At 33.0% G+C, this 19538-nt stretch carries 18 protein-coding genes and 1 tRNA gene; 8 read left to right on the top strand and 11 right to left on the bottom strand.

The window, feature by feature from the left end:
• Window positions 1–51: 51 nt before the first annotated feature.
• Together WR164_RS01955 and WR164_RS01960 are read right to left on the bottom strand one after the other, a co-directional pair.
• Window positions 52–927 carry a GRP family sugar transporter gene (locus WR164_RS01955; protein WP_286135877.1) on the bottom strand — a complete coding sequence of 292 codons (876 nt, stop codon included), beginning with the start codon at window positions 925–927 and terminating at the stop codon, window positions 52–54.
• Between the two features lie 107 nt (window positions 928–1034).
• Window positions 1035–3734 carry a hydrophobe/amphiphile efflux-3 (HAE3) family transporter gene (locus tag WR164_RS01960; protein WP_286135878.1) on the bottom strand — a complete coding sequence of 900 codons (2700 nt, stop codon included), beginning with the start codon at window positions 3732–3734 and terminating at the stop codon, window positions 1035–1037.
• Window positions 3735–3864: 130 nt separating this feature from the next.
• Between WR164_RS01960 and WR164_RS01965 the strand changes: the two genes are divergently transcribed.
• Window positions 3865–4446, top strand: a complete 582-nt coding sequence (locus tag WR164_RS01965; RefSeq protein ID WP_286135879.1) for a TetR/AcrR family transcriptional regulator — start codon at window positions 3865–3867, stop codon at window positions 4444–4446.
• 16 nt (window positions 4447–4462) lie between these two features.
• Complete coding sequence (locus WR164_RS01970; protein ID WP_286135881.1) at window positions 4463–5221, top strand: sulfite exporter TauE/SafE family protein; 759 nt, start codon at window positions 4463–4465, stop codon at window positions 5219–5221.
• A 66-nt stretch (window positions 5222–5287) separates the two neighbouring features.
• On the opposite strand, the gene WR164_RS01975 is transcribed toward WR164_RS01970, so the two are convergent.
• Window positions 5288–5560: a hypothetical protein gene (locus WR164_RS01975; protein WP_286135882.1), complete on the bottom strand. Its 273-nt coding sequence runs from the start codon at window positions 5558–5560 to the stop codon at window positions 5288–5290.
• A 190-nt stretch (window positions 5561–5750) separates the two neighbouring features.
• Between WR164_RS01975 and WR164_RS01980 the strand changes: the two genes are divergently transcribed.
• On the top strand, window positions 5751–6530 hold the full coding sequence (locus WR164_RS01980; RefSeq protein ID WP_286135883.1) for a CPBP family intramembrane glutamic endopeptidase: 780 nt from the start codon (window positions 5751–5753) through the stop codon (window positions 6528–6530).
• A 73-nt stretch (window positions 6531–6603) separates the two neighbouring features.
• Here WR164_RS01980 and WR164_RS01985 read toward each other — a convergent pair whose 3' ends face one another.
• A complete protein-coding gene (locus WR164_RS01985) occupies window positions 6604–6783 on the bottom strand; it encodes a hypothetical protein (RefSeq protein ID WP_286135884.1) in 180 nt (59 codons plus the stop codon).
• Between the two features lie 100 nt (window positions 6784–6883).
• Window positions 6884–6959: transfer RNA gene (locus WR164_RS01990), tRNA-His, on the bottom strand.
• A gap of 309 nt (window positions 6960–7268) precedes the next feature.
• Here WR164_RS01990 and WR164_RS01995 point away from each other — a divergent pair.
• Together WR164_RS01995 and WR164_RS02000 are read left to right on the top strand one after the other, a co-directional pair.
• The gene (locus WR164_RS01995; RefSeq protein WP_286135885.1) at window positions 7269–7778 is read left to right on the top strand and encodes a YbhB/YbcL family Raf kinase inhibitor-like protein; all 510 of its coding nucleotides are present in this window, start codon (window positions 7269–7271) and stop codon (window positions 7776–7778) included.
• A gap of 86 nt (window positions 7779–7864) precedes the next feature.
• A complete protein-coding gene (locus WR164_RS02000; protein ID WP_286135886.1) occupies window positions 7865–8452 on the top strand; it encodes a hypothetical protein in 588 nt (195 codons plus the stop codon).
• Window positions 8453–8489: 37 nt separating this feature from the next.
• Here the strand turns inward: WR164_RS02000 and WR164_RS02005 are convergent, their stop codons facing one another.
• From WR164_RS02005 to WR164_RS02020, 4 genes are all read right to left on the bottom strand, one after another.
• Window positions 8490–9866, bottom strand: coding sequence for a class II fumarate hydratase (locus tag WR164_RS02005; protein WP_286135887.1), 1377 nt, complete (start codon window positions 9864–9866; stop codon window positions 8490–8492).
• A gap of 61 nt (window positions 9867–9927) precedes the next feature.
• Window positions 9928–12081, bottom strand: a complete 2154-nt coding sequence (locus WR164_RS02010) for a peptide cleavage/export ABC transporter (RefSeq protein WP_286135888.1) — start codon at window positions 12079–12081, stop codon at window positions 9928–9930.
• Window positions 12082–12165: 84 nt separating this feature from the next.
• On the bottom strand, window positions 12166–12297 hold the full coding sequence (locus WR164_RS02015) for a bacteriocin (RefSeq protein WP_286135889.1): 132 nt from the start codon (window positions 12295–12297) through the stop codon (window positions 12166–12168).
• Window positions 12298–12350: 53 nt separating this feature from the next.
• Window positions 12351–12893 (bottom strand): DUF6568 family protein, encoded by a 543-nt coding sequence (locus tag WR164_RS02020; RefSeq protein WP_286135890.1) that lies wholly within the window; start codon window positions 12891–12893, stop codon window positions 12351–12353.
• A 268-nt stretch (window positions 12894–13161) separates the two neighbouring features.
• Here WR164_RS02020 and WR164_RS02025 point away from each other — a divergent pair, with 268 nt between their 5' ends.
• A complete protein-coding gene (locus tag WR164_RS02025) occupies window positions 13162–14745 on the top strand; it encodes an Nramp family divalent metal transporter (protein WP_286136881.1) in 1584 nt (527 codons plus the stop codon).
• A gap of 17 nt (window positions 14746–14762) precedes the next feature.
• Complete coding sequence (locus WR164_RS02030; RefSeq protein ID WP_286135891.1) at window positions 14763–15203, top strand: universal stress protein; 441 nt, start codon at window positions 14763–14765, stop codon at window positions 15201–15203.
• A gap of 200 nt (window positions 15204–15403) precedes the next feature.
• Here WR164_RS02030 and WR164_RS02035 read toward each other — a convergent pair whose 3' ends face one another.
• Together WR164_RS02035 and WR164_RS02040 are read right to left on the bottom strand one after the other, a co-directional pair.
• Window positions 15404–16204, bottom strand: a complete 801-nt coding sequence (locus WR164_RS02035; protein ID WP_286135892.1) for a DUF975 family protein — start codon at window positions 16202–16204, stop codon at window positions 15404–15406.
• 115 nt (window positions 16205–16319) lie between these two features.
• The gene (locus tag WR164_RS02040; protein WP_286135893.1) at window positions 16320–17657 is read right to left on the bottom strand and encodes a dihydrolipoyl dehydrogenase family protein; all 1338 of its coding nucleotides are present in this window, start codon (window positions 17655–17657) and stop codon (window positions 16320–16322) included.
• A 160-nt stretch (window positions 17658–17817) separates the two neighbouring features.
• Here WR164_RS02040 and ade point away from each other — a divergent pair, with 160 nt between their 5' ends.
• Window positions 17818–19497 carry an adenine deaminase gene (gene ade, locus WR164_RS02045; protein WP_286135894.1) on the top strand — a complete coding sequence of 560 codons (1680 nt, stop codon included), beginning with the start codon at window positions 17818–17820 and terminating at the stop codon, window positions 19495–19497.
• The last annotated feature ends 41 nt before the right edge of the window (window positions 19498–19538 follow it).

Raw genomic sequence — 19538 nt, forward strand, 5'->3', positions numbered from 1 at the left:
TAAAATAAAAAAGACTAAGGTAAAATAAATACCTTAGTCTTTTGCCATGTTCTATTTGACGTGTCCAATGACAAATGCACTAATGATAATTAGAATTAAACCAATAATGGTGTATAACATTTCACGTCTACTTTTATGTTCGTGTAGGAATACGATTCCACCGATGGTAGCAACGACGGCATTTAATTGGGTCAACGGAAATCCGGTTGCAACCCCATTTAATTTGGATGAAATTAAATAAGAGAAAGTTCCACTTCCGGATAACCATCCACAGGCGGTATTCATAACTGTATCACGTTCGGTCAAGAATTTACCATAATGGTGAGGATGAATAATCAAACTAACGATTAAAGCAGTGATAACTTCACCAATGGCTTGTGGTAAGATTCCTGATAGGCCAGTTGCATTTGGGACTCTTGGTAGGGTATCACATAAAATATAACCAAAACTACCGAAAATTAAGCAAATCATTCCATTTCTGCGATCCCTAGCATTGGTTTTCTTCTTATCATGTTTATCTTGAATACTTGTAAAACGAATTCCGATGAACAATGCAATGATACAGATGGTTCCAATTACTTTAGAATTGGTTGAAGCCCATTCATTCAAGAAAAGAACACCAATAATTGGGGTACCGATTAATTGAAGACCGGTAAAAATGGGCATTGCTGTCGACACGTCCATCTTAGTAAACGAGTAGTACTGCATGAATTGACCAAGTGCCCATGATACGCCCGCTAAAAAGCACCATATAAAATCATTAGCAGTAATGACCGGGTGGAAAATGAAGACTAGGATTAATGCAATCATTAACGTTCCATACGTGGTTCCTGTTAATTGTTGAACCGGTTTACCACCGATTTTAGTTGTTACAATTGGGGTTACACCCCAAAATAGCGCTGGAAGAATCCCAACTAAAATACTCATAAATGATATCCTTTCAATTTAATGTTATAACGAATAATATTATAACATTCATCTAACTAATTGTTAGTAAAAAAACAACCTCCCGGATTGAACGAGAGGTTGTTTTATTAGTCATTTAATTTTGATGATGATTTTGATTCTTGTTTTGGATGACGCTTCCTTAAAAGATAGATAAATGCCGGTAAAATTGTTAAGGCACTGATTAATGAGTAACCAGTATCTAAGACGGTAATTAAACCAAAGCTTTTAAGAACGGGAAAGCTTGCAAACATGATGGCTGAGAAGCCACCCATGACGGTTAAACCGGAAACGGTAATGGCTTGGCCAACCGATTGGATGGCATCTTCAATTGCGGATTTAATTTCAATTCCACGTTGCTTTTCTTCCCGGTACCTTTCGACAATCAAAATTGTGAATTCAGTGCCGATCCCGAGCACTAATGAACTTAAACCGATGGTGACTGGATTGTACGTCGTATGCAGGAGATGAAGGGTAAGCGGTGATAGACCTAGAACAATGATGATTGGAATAACAGGATACAAGCTCAAACGCCAATTTCTGTATACCAATAACATCAAAATGAAAATAATTAATAGTCCAGAAATGACAATTAATTCATGGTTTGCACCCATGTTATTGATTCCTTGAAGCATCATATTTTCGTTCCCGGCGTTTGAAAATGTCATGCCATTATGGGTGCCAGTAATATCATGTGAAATCTGATCCATCAAATTTAACTGTTGTCTAGAAGCTAAATTATTGTTAACTTTAAATTGAAGTGAAGTATATTGATTATCACTACTAACTAAGGTTTGCTTTAATGATGCTGGCAGTTTATCAAGAGCTTGATTAATGTTTGCCTGACTGTCATTTAAATTTACATTGTTTTGTTTCAATGTGGTTGCCAAACTGGTGACACCAGTAATATCTTTATACTTATTACTTTCCTGATTGCCAATTTGTTCAAGCTGATTTAGCGCCGATTTATCTCTGACGTCATTATTTTTAACTAGGTAAGTAATGTAAGTGGTTGAGCCAATTTTCTTTTGAAGCTGTTTAGTATTCTTTAAACTAGTTAAATTTTGTGGAATCATATGCTGAATATTGGTGTCCAATTGAATGTTATGCTCGATTGAAAAACCAATCCCGCCTAAAATGAAACCAACGATTAACGTGATCCACGCATGTTTGATGATGAATCCGGCATAGTGTTTCAGTTGCATCGATAACCACGTTGGACTTGTTTTTCGATGGTCACTGACCTTAGTTGCCAATAATTTTGGATTTTGATCACGAAGGTTTAGCGTACTGAAGATCAACGACATTTCAACGATGTAGGAGCAGATGACACCAATACATAGCGTCAAACCAAATTGTTGCATTAACGGGGCTTTAGCAAGGTACATCGTTAGAAATGAACAGGACATAACAATTAATGCGATGCCAACCGATGGTCCCATGTTGCTGATTGATTTTTCCAATGCGTCTAACGGCTTGTCATTCTTTTTGTACTCTTCTTCGTAGCGATTCAAGAATTGAACCCCAAAATCAGTTCCTAGCCCAATGATAATTGGCAATGTTGCCATGGTGGCTAAGGTTAATGGGATGTTTAACCAACCCATGATGCCAAAAGTCCAGACTAAGCATACTAATACGAATGCTAGTGGTAAGAGGCGCCTTCTAACGGGGAAGACAATCATTAAAATGACAACCATTAAAATAACTGCAAAGATAAGCATGATTGCCATGTTGTTGATGACCGAACTGTTAACTTGACCCATAATGTATGGGTTACCAGCTAATTTAGCCGTTACATTTTTATTAAAATGGGTCTTTTGAATGGCCTTTTCAACATCTTTTGATAGTTGAACGTCAGTACTCATATCCGATGCTTTTTCGGAAGTGTTGATGATAATTAAATTACTTTGCCCATTTTGTGGTAATAATTGGCTCAGCTGATTTGGAACTTTGCCGTTATTACTTAAAAAGATATCATGTAACAATTGGTTCGACATGTCTTGAACCTTAGGCATTTTCTTCATAATTTGATTTGCTAATGCCTGCTTTTGCTGACGGTTCAAAATTGTCATTGTGTAAGCTTTAATCTTTTGTTTTTGCTGATTATTCAATAATTTTTGTTGTAGGGTTTGTTCTTTAAATTGAATTTTCTTTTCAGCATTAATCATCGATTTTTGGGAATTTGATTTCCCAGCATCAAACATTTTCTCAAGCTGCATGCTTTCGGCTTGTTCTTCCTTGAGCATTGCTACTTTTTGCTTGTTGTTCAATAAACCGGTGCTATATTGTTGAACCCTTTTCTTTTGTGAGTCTAATAAACTGGATTGAATGTTATTTTGAATCTGATCCTTAGTTGAATTAGGCAAACTGTTCCAAAGATCTGACTGTAATTTTCCATTATTAGATGAATGGTTTGATAAATTAGCGACATTTTGGTTCTTAATTTCATTATTTAATAGTGTAAGAACACTGGTGGTCTTTTTAATATTGTTGGTACCATTTAATTGGTCGTTAAACTTAGCGATGTCTTGCATGGTTTGATGGCTTAAAACATCTTTTTGAGCTCCACTGAGTGTTAAATATAATGATGATCCGCCAAAATGTTTTTGATAAGCCTTTGAATTTTTGTATAGTGGCTTGTTTTGACTAACGAAAACATCATTTCCCATTTTCATTTGAATTTTAGGGAGGCCAAATGCAAAAATAATGGTTAGAATGGTAATGATTCCAATCCATAATTTGCTGTGATGATGGATGTTGAGTCCTAATTTATGAAACAGCTGGTTCATTTCCTCATGCCCTTCCTTGAAATAATTAATATACAACTGTATTATAATTAACAAATGTAAGTTTATCAAGAATATTTTTAAATATTTTATAAGGATATATTGAAATGCATGCGAGGATGTGAAGAATAAAATGGATTTAAGAATTAAGAAAACGTATAAAGCTTTAATTAACGCTTTTTTAGAATTGATTCAGCAAAAATCATTTAAAGAGATTTCAATTCAAGAATTATGTGATCATGCCCTGGTAAGAAGGGCAACTTTTTACCACCATTTTAAAAACAAGGAAGCATTTGCTAATTTCATTACTAATTATTTTGTTAGACAAATTTTTCCCGAGAATTTTATTAAAAGAACAGTCTCTGATACTTCAGAGTTAACTTTAGAGGAAACATATCGAAAGTACATTAAATTTCTTTTTGAGTACATTGATCGCCACAAAAAATTGATTGATTCATTAAATTTAAGTCAAACCTTACCAATTGTGATTGACGCGCTATCCGATAATTTAGTAGATTTTTATAAGAAATATTTAAAAGTTAGAAATAAGCGGGATGATATTCTGCAAAATGTTGATCCTAATTTAATGGCAAACTATATTGCAGGAGGACTGATTTCTGCACTAAAATATTCTTTTAGAAACAATTCATCAAGTTTAAGTCGTAAAACGGCAATTAATCACATTGCTAAAATTATGTATAAACTATTAAATTAAGGAATGATATTGATAAATGACAATTTTTTATATTTTAATTGGATTTATAATCGGTGGACTAGTCATTGCCATGGGTGGTGGCGGTGCCGCTTATTATCTTGGAATTATGACGGCAGTGGCAGGAATTGCTCCTGCTAGCGCTGCAACCACTTCCTTGTATACAGCACTCCCTTCTTTAATTATCGGTGCTTATAGTCATTACCGAACGGGGAACATGCGAATTCATTATGCTAATCAACTTTTGATTACTGCCGTTCCAGCAACCGTTGTTGGCAGTTTGATTTCACCATATATTCCAAGTTCTTTATACACATGGTTAATTTTCATTATCTTTTTGATCTTAGGAATCCAGGTTTTGATGCGGGCATTTAAAAAGAAAGCACCCACCGAGAAGATTAATAAAAAGGAAGCATATGTTTACGGAACCGTTAGTGGATTGATGGTCGGTGTCGCCGGATTAAGTGGCGGTGGCGCATTTGTTGCCGGGTTACTATTAATGGGGTTAACGATGCCTGAAGCAGCCGCCACTTCTTCCTACGCATTGATTGTGACTTCGATTGTTGGCTTACTCATGCATATTACAGAACAAGGCAATATTGCATGGAAAGTCGGCACTTTGATGCTCGTTGGAGCCATCGTCGGTGCTTGGCTGATGCCGCATTTCCTAGCCCGTTTTGATAAAGAAAAATTAACTAAAGTGATGAGCCCGATTATGGGAGTTCTGATGATCTTCATGGGAACGTACATGTTGCTTGCTTTTTATCACATTTTATAGCAAATGAAAAGGGACCCTTTCAAATTAAATTGAAAGGATCCCTTTCTTGTTATTTTCTAATAATTTTTACATCGTAATCATATAAACGAAATTCAATAGGATAAAACCACATAAACTTAAATTAAAAATGCTTCCCGCAAAAATAATTTTTCGATAGTGTGGGATTGCCTTATTTTTATCATCTTTAATCCAGTTGTGTAAGTATGAAGCAGACATATAAGCATTAATGGCCATCCATACAATGAAACCGAAATCGACTAAGTATGATGCATCAGTGTTGTACTTAAATTCGAATACCATTCCAATGACCATTGCGATGATTGGAACGATGATTCCCATTCCAGCAGACAGTATCTCAACATTCTTATTCTGAATTTTATTAATCTGTATTATCTCCTTATTAAGTTACTACTATACTAATAACAAATAATGACTGAATATTCAAGTAATATTCACAATTAATTTGAGAAGATTAAATCAATTCTGTTATAATACCACTAATTTCACTAAAAAGGGGATTATTTATTTAATGGTAAAAACCACTAATTTCTTTAAAATCTTAGCTAGTTGGATTGGTATCATCGTGATTAGTTTCTTAGTGCACCTAGGGCTACACCCATTCAACGTTCCAATATCAGTTCATCTTTTGATTCAAGATTCACTATTTGTACTTTTTATTTGGTTTGTTAACCACAAATGGTATCATCAAACATTTCATTTTCAAAGGGATTTGGATGCTAAAAATAACGTTCTGCTATTAATTGTTGTTTTAGCTTATAATTTTTATATTGTTAGGGCTGTTTTAGCGACTAGCTCAATCAAACATATTAATTTTGGTAAACTATTTTTACCAGCCTTGATTATAGCTGTTTGTGCTGGCGTCGCCGAAGAATTTATTTTTAGGGGATTAATTTTTACATATGTATGGGACAAGGTTACCGATCACCATATTATCCCGGCAGCTGTAATTTCAAGCTTATTATTTGGGATGACCCACTACATTAATTTAACCCAACAAACATTTTCAATGACAACGCTTCAAGTTATCAATGCATTTTCACTTGGTTTAATTTTTGTTGCCATTTACGTTCGAACAAAAAACTTGTTATTGCCAATGTTTTTACACTTCTTAAATGATTTTGTTGCATATTTTTCAAGTGGTGGGAGTGCAGTTGAAAAATTACCACATCTTCCGGGAATTGCTCCTTCGGCTTTGTTAAAATTTATGTTCCTAGCAATTATTATTAAATCAATTATCTTTATTATCATTGCATGCGTTTGGATGCGTAAATCAAAAGTTAAATGGTAAAAAAATAGGCGCTTAATTTTAATGGATAATATTATTCATCAAAATTAGGCGTCTATTTACTATCTCGCATGTTTTACAATTTAGTGATGAAGAAAAAGATCACAAGGGCAAAGAAAGAAATGATACTAGACATTCTCATTTTTGCAATGTTGCTATTTTGCAAACATTCACAAACGACCCACATAATTGCAAAATACAAGAAGACAGAAAGAAAAATTAAATTAATGACTTGAAGTAAAGCAGCCATTGTCATTTTGAATCCCTCCAATCCACAATTTTATTATAAGGCTTTCAAACTGTAGATGAAAGGTGACAAAAAAAGCAACCATCATTAAATGGTTGCTTTCATATTAGGGCGATCGGTGGGACTCGAACCCACGCATGCCAGATCCACAATCAGGTGTGTTAACCAACTTCACCACGGTCGCCATTCTTTTATTCATTGCTGTTTCGTCAACAACATTTATTATAATATAATATTTTAAGCTCAAATGCAACCCTAAATTGTGATAAAATTGTTATGAGTTAAAAATCAAGGGTGGTTTTGATGAAAAAAGATTTAAAAAATTACTTGTACAGCATAGTTGTATACATTGTGATAATTCCTATTTTAGGTTTTGTTTTTCATTTGCCCTTAACGATAATCGAAAACATTGCACTCCTATATTTGATTGTTTATACTATCATTTACTGGGTTGTCATCTTAGTTAAGAATTTAAAAAATCGGGGGTAATTGAATTGAAAATTGAAGTTCCATTAGATCATGGATACATTGCTGATAAATATAGCAAGGGTTCAACCAGTGAACAGCAAATTAATCATCAGCCGTTCATTTCATTTCCAGTTAAAATTAGTGGGGTTCCAGAAAATGCAAAATCATTAGCGCTATCGTTAGTTGATTTTGATTCAATTCCAGTCGTTGGAATGGTGTTTGTTCACTGGGTGGCTGCTAACATTGATCCTCAAACGACTTTAATCCCAGAAAATGATAGTCAAAAGGGTACCATTCAAATGACCCATGGTAATAATAGTCTTGCTGGTCCGGTTGCCGGTCCACTAGATCCTAAAATTAGTCAACACTATGCTGGACCAACACCACCAGACAAGCCCCATGATTATACTCTAAAGGTATACGCATTGGATGATAAATTACCATTAAAAGATGGCTTCTGGTTGAATGAAATGATGCACGCAATGAAAGGTCATGTCTTATCAACGGCTAAGTTCATTGTTCCTGCTAAAAACTAAAAATATATGCAATTTAAAAAAGGGACGGGGATTTGTTTCCTGGCCCCTTTTTGAGTAAACAACATCCGTTAAAGGTGGGATGAAGTATGTTGGTTGACATTCCTAATGAATACTTAGAAAATAAAAGTCTCTTAGAAATATATTCTAAGTCACGTGATAATTTTAACTACAGTAATTTTGCTTTAGGTTATATTATTAAAGATTTGGGACCATATTTCATAGTTAAAACCATTGATGATTATGGATTCTTGGATTCGTATACGATCATGTTAAAAAAAGACATATCAAGATTGAATCCTAAATCAGCATATTTAGATTTGTTTAAATATTATATTCGTTACAATAAAAGCATTGATAAATTTGATCCGTTTAATTTAGCATTAAAATTTAAAGATATGCCTAAAGATAACCTTTCAAACGTTTTAAATTACTGTTATCAAAATAAAAAAGCAATTAATATTTACAGCGATAATTCTGATTATGTTAAACAGGGTTCGATATTAAGATTTGATAAAAATAATGTTATTTTAAATGAATTACAATATTCTAGAAATGTTGGTACTAATGATGTAGAAAGTAATGAAAAAACAAAGTTATCTTCTATCATGGCAATTGATATTTTGAGTAAAGAAAATTTCTTATATGATCAATATTTAAAAAATAAAATGAATTAATAAAGAGGTTGAAACATATGTTTCAACCTCTTTTAATTTACTTTCGATTAATATTTGTCATCCGTTTAGCATTAACCCACCGGTCGAAATTACTTTCAGAAATACCATCTTTAATGGCCGCTTCCTTTAATTTTAGACCGTTCTTTTGAGCATTTTGAGCAATTTTAGCACTCCGTTCATAACCAATGTGGGGACTGAGTGCTGTAACCAGCATTAATGAATTATCGACTAACGTTGCCATGCGTTTGCGGTTGACGGTTAAGCCATCGATGAGTCGTTTAGTAAATGAATCAATTGACTGTCTTAAAATGGTAGCACTTTCTAAAAAGTCGTTGATGATGACTGGCTTATAGACGTTCATTTCAAAATTACCCTGGCTTTCAGCAAAGTTAATCGTGGTGTCATTACCCATGACCTGGGCACAAACCATCGTCAAAGCTTCAATCTGAGTAGGGTTCACTTTTCCAGGCATGATGGATGAACCGGGTTCGTTGCTTGGAATTGACAGTTCATCGTATCCAGCACGGGGACCACTTGATAGGAATCTGATGTCATTACCAACTTTAACCAAATCGGCCGCTAGATTTTTTAGTAAACCGTGCATCATTGCAATCCCAGAATGGTTAGCTAATCCTTGAAATTTATTGGGTGCCACGACAAATTCTTGACCTAGTTGTTTGGATAATTGTTTAACCATATCAACATCATAATTTTCAGGGGTGTTCAGGCCGGTTCCGGTTGCCGTTCCGCCAATTGGGAGTTCCAATAGGGCGGCTTGGTTATTTTGAATGAAATCAATATTGTGTGCAATCGCACTGACCCAGCCACTGATTTCCTGTCCAAAGGTAATCGGGGTCGCATCTTGCAAGTGAGTCCGGCCAATTTTAACGACTTCTTTAAATTCATGTTCCTTCTTTGTTAATGATCGATTAAGTTGCTTCAAAACAGGTAGTAATTCATTAATGGCCTGATTAGCAACCATCATCATTGCAGTGGGGAAGGTATCATTCGAGCTTTGTGATTTATTGACATCATCGTTCGGATGAATCGGTAAATTAGGGTTAATTTGTTTGGCTAAATGACTGATGACTTCATTGACGTTCATATTGGTTTGGGTGCCACTGCCGGTCTGGAAAACGACTAGCGGAAATTCTTTTTGATAATCACCGGCTAATAATTGATTGATGGTTTGTTCAATCAAATGGGCTTTTTCGGATGATAAAATATCATCCTTAGCATTAACAATTGCGGCAGATTTCTTGATTTGTAACAATGCTTTGATAATTTGGGACGGCATGCGTTTACCAATCTTAAAATTATTACGACTGCGTTCGGTTTGTGGTCCCCAGAGAACATCAGAAGGGACTTTGACGTTGCCTAAAGTATCGCGTTCAATTTTGTAATTAGATGACATATGAATGACTCCTTATAAATTAATTATCTTTATTTTAAACGAATTAAATCGAGGATGGTAATTATTCATTGATTAAATGTTTATAGATCCCATTTTTATTTATTAATTCTTCATGAGATCCTTGTTCAACAATTTTTCCCTTATCTATTACAACAATATTATTTGTTTTTTTAGCAATATTTAAACGATGAGCAACAAATATGATTGTTTTATTTTTTAATTTTAGTAAATTATTAACAATTTTATTTTCTGTAATTGTATCTAAACTACTAGTTGATTCATCGAAAATAAGTACTTTTGCTGGAGTTAATAAGGATCTAGCAATACTTATTCTTTGTTTTTGCCCTCCTGATAGCATACTGCCATTCTCTGATAATTCGGTATTATATTTTAATGGCATTGATTCAATATCATGACTTATTTCAGCAATTTTACATGCCCTCATTATTTCTTCATTTGTTACGGATTCTCTGCTTCCCAATAATAAATTATCTCTTATAGTTCCATTAAACACATACGGTTCTTGAGGTAAATAATTAATGAATTTTTTAATTGTATGTTTATTAATATCATTTATGTTTTTATTATCTATAAATATTTTTCCTTCTTGTGGTGTGAAAAAATTTGATAAAAGTTTTACTAAGGTTGTTTTTCCAGACCCACTCATACCAACAATAGTTGTCTTACAGTTGTTGGGAATTATTAAATTAATGTTTGATAAAACATTTTTACCAAATCCATATTTAAAACTTACATTTTTCATATTAATTTGTTTAAATGATTTTGATATTTTAGAAATTGATCTTTTATTTTTAAATTCTGATTTAACTAAATATATTTCATTCAATCGATTATTCGCTACTCGTGCCATTTGTAATTTTGTTTGTAAATTAATGATATTTTGAATTGGATTTGTAAAATATGATAGTAATGCATTATAAGTTATTAATTGTCCAATACTTAATTCATTTTGAATCACTAATCTTGATCCAATCCATAATATTAAAACATTTACAGTTAATTGAATTGTAGTTTTCATCGCTTGCTGCATAAAATCTAATTTAGAATATGTAAATTCGGATTTTAAATACTTTATGAATTCTGAGTAAATTTTATTATAACTTTCGTTTTCAACATTTAGTGATTTGATAGTTTCTATTCCATGAATATCTTCTATAATTGAGGAACTTAATTTTGAATTATTTTCCATAGATTTTTGATTATATTTTTCAAAGGGATGAAAAAACACATAGATTACAGTTGCATATAGTGGTATTAAGATTAATGAGACCATAAACAATAGGGAACTTTGCATTGATAAAACTATTGATAGAATTATTATAATGAATAAATCTAAAAAAATAGAAACAATAGTACTGGCTAAAGCATCAATAATTTTACTTGCGTCTGTAAATCTCGATACTATTTCACCTGTACGTCTTGTAGAAAAGAATGACATGGGTAAACTAAATACGTGTTTGATATAGTTTAAAATAACGTTGACTGATAATTCTTGACCGAAAATGGTTAATAAATAATTCTGAACAAATGTTAATATTTCTTGAAAAATATATGCAGTTATTAATCCAATCGATATAATAGAAATTGTATTTATGATTTTTTTAGGAATAAGAGAATCTATTAATTCTTGAAAATAATATGATCCAATAATACTAATAATAGTAACAATGAATGCAGTTATAGTAATTTCTAAAATTAATTTACGTTGTTTGAAAAGGAGTGGGATGTAACTAAGTAGGCCATTCTTCTTTTCTTTTTTAGGCACATATGCAGGTGATGGTTTCATAAAAAGGGCAACACCTGACCATTCTTTTGCAAAATTTTCTTTACTCATTTTTTTTATTTTATCTGAAGGATCTGGATCTGCGATGATTAAATCATTTTTATTATTTTTTAAAATTACATAATAATGTAAATATTTTCCATCTTTTAATACATGAACAATAAATGGTAATTTTAAATTCTTTTTATTGAAAATAGACATATCAGCTTTTACGGCTTCTGTTTTTAGTCCAGTTTTTTGAGCAGCTTTAACTAATCCTAAAGCAGTGGTTCCTTCGTTGTTTGTTTTTGCTAATTGTCTTAACTTTGCTAACGAATACCTAGAATGATAAAATTTTAAAATTGTAGCTAAAGCTGCTACTCCACAATCTCTTTCGTCTACTTGTGGAACGTAATATTTGTAAAAAAACATTTTAATTATTATCCTCCTTTATATAAAAAAGCTATTGAATCAAATTATTGATTCAATAGCTTTTAAAACTAATTATTTAATTTATTAATTAGCAGAATCAAATGAGAACCAAAGTCCAGCAGCATATGCATTATCTCTTCTTCTAATACATCTTAATGTATAACATTTCATACCGCCATTTACTTTTTCTAATTCATTTTTGCTTAATTTCTTCATAGTGGTATCTCCTTATATTATATTTAAAATAAATTCTAAAAATTAAATTTCATTTACTTTAATTTCTTATTTAATTGATTTAATTGGTTTAATGAAGTTTTTGAATCATTATAATGACTAATTATTTTATTACCTTTCATAGCAAAGATTGCAGGAATTTGTTCTAATTTGAATTTTTTATCAATTAAATAAGACATGGTTTTTACCAATTTCTTGTTTTTCATTAAATTCTTTTCATCAAATTGATTTACTTCGAAGTAATAAACCTTTGCTCTTAATTTCTCATTAGTAAATTTCTTTAATGTTTTAGAAAAATTTCTACAATAGGGACATTCAATAGATCCAAAGAAAACAAATTTGTTTTTCTTATTATTAACTATTCTATTTAAATTATAAATATTTAATTTTTTTGTCTTATTTAAATTATATTTATATTTTTTAAATGAAACTTTAGTAATTTTTCTTTGCTTGAATTCAATTTTATTTTCTTTGGATAAATGATGTCTTTGACTAGCATTTGCATTTATTCCTACTAAACTTACAACAACCAATGCTATTATTGATATAGAAAATAACCAGCCTTTTAATGATTTCATATGATTTTATTCACCTCTTTTGCTTATATATTGAACTTGCAAGTTCAATGTCAATATATACCAAATAGTTATTTAATGTCAATAATTTTATTAAAGCTCATTAAAAATATGTCTATCATTGCCTAACTTTTATTTAACTAATAACATAAAAAAATTAGGGATTGCTAAAAAAAGTTTAAAAAATGAAAAAAATATTGTACAATAATAACTGAAAAGAAAAGAAAGGTGATGTCTTGTGAGTCAAAACGCAGGAAAACATCGTTCACATATGGGTGGATTAATTAAGTATGCGAATGGTGAATCTCTTCAAGAGATTAATGGAACCGTTGAAGTTCCAAAGAATTTAGGTTTCTGGAAAACTTTATTTAAGTATTCTGGACCAGGTGCTTTAGTAGCCGTTGGATATATGGATCCTGGTAATTGGTCAACATCAATTACTGGTGGTCAAGATTTCGGATACTTACTAATGTCCATTGTTTTAATGTCTAGTTTAATTGCGATGTTACTACAATATATGGCAGCTAAACTAGGTATTGTAAGCCGAATGGATTTAGCTCAGGCTATCCGTGCACGTACTAGTAAGTCATTAGGAATTATTTTATGGATCTTAACAGAATTAGCCATTATGGCAACCGATATTGCTGAAGTTATTGGTGCCGCTATTGCTTTAAATTTGCTGTTCCATATTCCGTTAGTCATTTCAGTATTTATTACCGTATTTGATGTCTTACTACTATTGTTGCTTACATTCATTGGTTTTAGAAAAATTGAAGCCATTGTTGTTTGTTTGATTTGTGTGATTTTATTTGTATTTGCATATGAAGTTATTTTATCTAGACCAGAATGGGCAAATATCTTTAGAGGATTAATCCCAGTACCACGTGCATTTTCAGGTTCTAATCCAGCTAAGGTTAGTGGTGATACTCCGTTAAAGGATTCATTAGGAATCATTGGAGCTACCGTTATGCCCCATAACTTATACTTACATTCATCAATTTCACAAACCCGTAAGTATGATTACAATGATCCAAAAGATGTTGCCAATACGGTTAAGTTCACCACTTGGGATTCTAACATTCAACTATCATTAGCATTCGTTGTTAACGCATTACTATTGATTATGGGTGTTGCAGTCTTCAAGAATGGTGCTGTTAAAGATACTTCATTCTTTGGATTATTCCAAGCATTATCAAATACTTCCATGTTAAGTAACGGAATTTTGATTGCCGTTGCTAAAACTGGTGCATTATCAATATTGTTCGCCGTTGCTCTACTGGCATCTGGTCAAAATTCAACCATTACTGGTACCTTAACTGGTCAAATCATCATGGAAGGTTACGTTCACATGCGAATGCCTCTATGGATGCGTCGTTTAGTAACCCGTTTGATTTCAGTTATTCCAGTTCTAATTTGTGTATCAATGACTGGTGGCGAACCAGCAATTAAGGAACATTTAGCTTTGAATGAATTGATGGAAAACTCACAAGTATTCTTAGCATTTGCACTTCCATTCTCAATGTTACCATTGATTATTTTAACTGATAGTAAATTTGAAATGGGACAATTCAAGAATCGATTATGGGTATCAATTTTAGGATGGATTTCGATTATTGCCCTTACCTTCTTGAATATGCAGAATTTCTTTGGTGATGATGGTGCAATCGTTGGTTTTATTAGCCAAAACCCAACTCCAAGTCAAGTTAGCTTAGCTAATAATCTTTCATGGTTCATTATTGTTATTATCATGGCACTTCTAATTTGGACTATTTATGATATGTACAAGACTTCTAAGTCACTTAGAAAAGAATATCCAAATGCTTTAGAAGCTCGCCAAGAAAACATGGATAAATAAAAGGCTAGGTGAATACGATGGCTGATAATGATTTTGATTTTAAACGCATTTTAGTCGGTGTCGATGATTCAGATGATGCAATTTTAGCATTTCACTATGCAATTCATCGTGCGATTGAAACTAACGCTGAACTAATTATTGCTTCCGTTTTAGAAGGGGACGATGTTAACGTCTACCAAGCTTTAACTGAAGATTTTGTTCATGGAAAAATTGATGATTTAAGAAATCATATCAAGAAATACCAGGAACAAGCTAAAAAAGCCGGTGTCAAGCATGTTCAAGCACTTGTTGCTGAAGGTGCTGCTGGTGAAACGATTGTTCGCGATGTTATTCCGCATGTAAGACCTGACTTATTAGTAGTTGGATCACGTGCTAAGAAGGGCATTTCAAAGCGTTTTGGTAGTCAAGCTGCTTATATGGCTAAGTATTCTCCAGTTTCCGTAATGGTAATTAGATAGTTAGTTATTAATACAGTAAGAAAAGACCATTTCAATTAATTTGAAATGGTCTTTTTTAGTATCTTAAATTTATTTTTAAATGGGATTAATAAAAATGTGTTGATATATTACAAGTTGGTTTTAATCATGCATAATTGAATATAAAAAAGAGCTAATGTTTTAATAAACACTAACTCTTTTAATTTTCTAAATAATTAATTTTATTGATTTAAATTTAATAAATGATCATAATAATTGGACATCGTTAGATCATAATATGGGTAGATCCAAATTAATGCGATTCCTAAAGTGATATGGGCTAGAATTAACCAGCCAATGAAACTTAATTGTAAGACAAAGTATTCACCTAAATGACCCTTTAATAATTCACGGCTTTTTGTAATTGATTCAAAATAACCAACGCGATCATTATTAATGATTGAATCATAATAAATGAAGAATGCTTGTGAATAACTTAAATTCTTAATGAACATCACAATTAATCCAGCAAAGAAAACGACAATATCAATACTAACTTTATCACTAGGGTTAATCGGTAAGAAAGCAACAGCCACTCCGATAATTGTAAAAATAATACCCCATAAGAATAACAAAACAAATTTTGCCAAGAAAATTAAAATGCTTCCCCAGAAATATCGAGCTTTGCTAATGATAAAAGTGGACTTTACAAATGGTTCTTTGTAATTATTTTGACCACGAATTGAATTCAATGTCACTAACAAAACTCCGCATGCTAATAATCCGGCAACAATTGAAATGATTAGAATTCCAAAATTAAATGATAAGGATGGTGTTGGGGTAGTTGAACTAACATCACTAGCACCCTTATAAATATTTTGGAGATTTGTCATACTTTGTTGAAATTGTTGTGCAGATTGAGAATTACTCATTATATTGACAATAATATTTAAAATGACAATTGGAAGAAATAAAAGTGCAAAAAATTTAAAATGACCATTTAAAACACTTTTAGCCTCCTCCTTTAATTGACGGCGATTCATATGCCATCTCCTTCCGTAGAATGTATAGTTAAAATTATATAATGAATCGGGTAAAAAATGCAAATTGACGCCAATTTTACGCCAATTTGCATTTTTAATTATTCCTGTTTATTTCTTATAATCGTTTCCAAGCATCGTGAGCAATGGATGGGAAGATAAATGGTTCTAAATATTCAATTTTTTCACGGTCTAATTTTAATGCAATGGCAGGGTATAAGTAGTCAATTACATCTTCAGCATGATCGCTAACTTCGGCTGCACCAACTAATTGATCTTGTCGATTAAAAATTAAGGTGTATTTAGCAATTTCTTCTTTATCAACTTGCCGATACCAATCGTCTTTAATATTTTTACTTTTGATGATATATTTTTCAGGATTTTGCTTAGCTTGATCGACTGTTACACCCACTTGTGCAATTCGAGGTGAAGTAAAGACGGTTGATGGAATTGGTGGAAATTGGATGGCATCCTTTTTTTGACCACTAAGTAATTTAGTTAAATATTTGGATTCAAACGTTGCAGCGGGGGTTAATTTGGGTTCACCAGTATCGGCAACATCGCCTGAAGCATAGATATTAGCTTGCGATGATTGAAGGTGATCATTGACTTTAATTCCCTTTCGATCATAATCAACGCCTGCTTTACCAAGGTTTAAATTTTTAATGTTCGGAACCCGACCGGCAGCATCTAAAATCCAATCAACATTTAATATTTTACGATTGCCATAATGAACTTGATAGCCTGAATCGTTTTGAGAATAACTTGCCACATTGGCATTCTTAATAAAACTAACACCATCATGCTTTAATTCATCGACAACTGATAGAACGTATGGTTGATAAAATTGACGTAAAACTTTATCACGGTGCATTAAAATGGTGACTTTGGCACCGGCTTCACTGGCAATCGTAGCAAATTCTAAGGCAATATATCCAGCACCAATAATGGCAATGCTTTTAGGTAGTTCGTCTAAAGCAAGAAAATCGCGGCTATCATGGGCATATTCATTGCCGGGTAGATTAATGATGTTGGGATGCTGTCCAGTTGCAATTACGATTTTATCTGAAGAATATTTTTTATTATTGACAGATATTGTGTGTGGATCAACAAATGTTGCCCAGCCATCAATTGTGTCGATGCCGGCAGCTTGTTTTTCGTTCTTTTGTTTGCCTGAAAAGCCATCAATCAGTTCATGCTTATGCTTCATATTTTGGGACCAATTGATTGATAAATTGCCATTCACAATTTCTTTCATTCGTTTCTGCTCTTTGGTTAATTTGATCGGTTCATCTAATGCAATTTTGGCGTTACAACCCCAATTTGGGCAGGTGCCGCCATAACGGTCACCTTCAACAACGGCTACTTTTAATCCCTTTTTAGCAAGGGCAATTACGCCATCAACAGCATGACCACTACCAATATATAGAACGTCATAATCATATTTTGTCTGCATCTCAATCAACCTCCATTTGTCTAATGAATATAGAATACATTATGTTTTGAATTAAATGAAAGCATTTTGATTGATTTCTTAGGCAAATTTGACTTTTCTAATGATTTGATTGATAATGACTACAATTTATTTTCAAAAAGAATATCATTGGGGGATTTGGATGCCAACAGTAGATTTAGAGATTTTGAATGCAAACGTATTAAATGTTTTTTCACGTCAATTTGAAAAGAACTCATTGTGGATTAATCATGGTAAGATTGTTGCCACCGGCAATCGCAAAGATTTAGATGCCAAACAGGTTAATGATATTCATGGTAAGTACGTTGTGCCAGGATTCATTGATGCCCATGTCCATATTGAAAGTTCGTTATTAGTGCCATCTGAATTTGCAAAGGTGGTACTACCGAAAGGAACAACTTCTGTTTTTATCGACCCGCACGAAATTGCGAACGTGATTGGAATTGACGGAATTAAATACATGATTAAGGATTCAAGGCAGACACCATTGGATGTCTTTACGATGTTGCCATCATCAGTTCCTTGCGCACCATTTGAACATAATGGTGCCACTTTATTAGCTAAGGATTTGAAGCCACTTTATAAGGAACCAGAAGTAAAGGGCTTAGCCGAAGTCATGGACTATCCGGCGGTTTTGAAACATGATCCCCAAATTATGGATAAGATACATGATGCGATTCAATTAGATTATCAAGTTGATGGGCACGGTGCCGGTTTAAACCGTTCCCAGTTAGACATTTATCGGCAGGCACACATCAATACCGACCACGAATGTACCACTCAACAACAAATTAAAGACCGTTTAAATGAAGGCTTCTACGTTTATTTACGTGAGGGGACCGTTGAAAGAGATTTAGCCAATACAGTTGCCGTTGTGAACGAAGGCAATGCCCAACGGTTTGCACTATGTACTGATGATAAATATGTTAATACGATTCTTTCAGAAGGCAGCATTAATGCATGTATTAAATTAGCCATTAAACATGGTATCCGTCCTGAAACGGCTTATACAATGGCTAGCTATAACGCTGCTAAATCTCACCACGTTGATCATTTGGGTGCATTGAGTACCGGTTTTAATGCCGACTTAGTTATTGTGAATGACCCTTATAAAGTCGATGTAAAACGGGTGATGAAGAACGGTCACTGGATTTCAAATGATGATTTTAAGACGAAACCACTTGAATTTAACCGCAATACGATGCATCACCACGTTCAAAAGAAAGATCTAGAGTTAAAATTAACCGGTGCACATCCGAAATGCCACGTCATCGATGTTCATCCTAATCACATTGATACTGGTAACTTAGTTTTGCCAGTTAATTCTAAAGATTCTAAATTTGTTGCAGATACCAAGAAAGATATTCTAAAAATTGTGGTTTGTGAACGCCACCATAATTTAGGAACCGTTGGCGTTGGCTTGGTGCATGGCTTTAAATTAAAGCAGGGCGCCGTTGCCGGAACAATTGCCCACGATTCACATAATATCATTGCCGTTGGGACCAATGATGATGCCATTTACCGTGCAATTGAAGAACTAACCCGCGTTGGTGGTGGAATATCCGTTGTTGACAATCAAAAAGTCCTTGCTACGATGCCGTTGCCGGTTGCTGGTTTAATGTCCAACCAACCATGGCAAATTGCATCTAAACAACTGACCAAAATTTCAAATGCTTATGATCAAATTTCCCATGATATTAACTTTAATCCGTTCATCACATTATCATTTTTGGCTTTGCCAGTAATTCCAACGATTAAAATTACTGACCAGGGGCTATATGATTTTGATCAGCAGAAATTTATTAACGTGCAGGCAAAATAAATAATAAATTTAAAATAAAAGGATAATCCAATTTGATGGAT

It is taken from the genome of Philodulcilactobacillus myokonensis, from assembly GCF_027923585.1.
In the GTDB taxonomy this organism is placed as follows: domain Bacteria; phylum Bacillota; class Bacilli; order Lactobacillales; family Lactobacillaceae; genus Philodulcilactobacillus; species Philodulcilactobacillus myokonensis.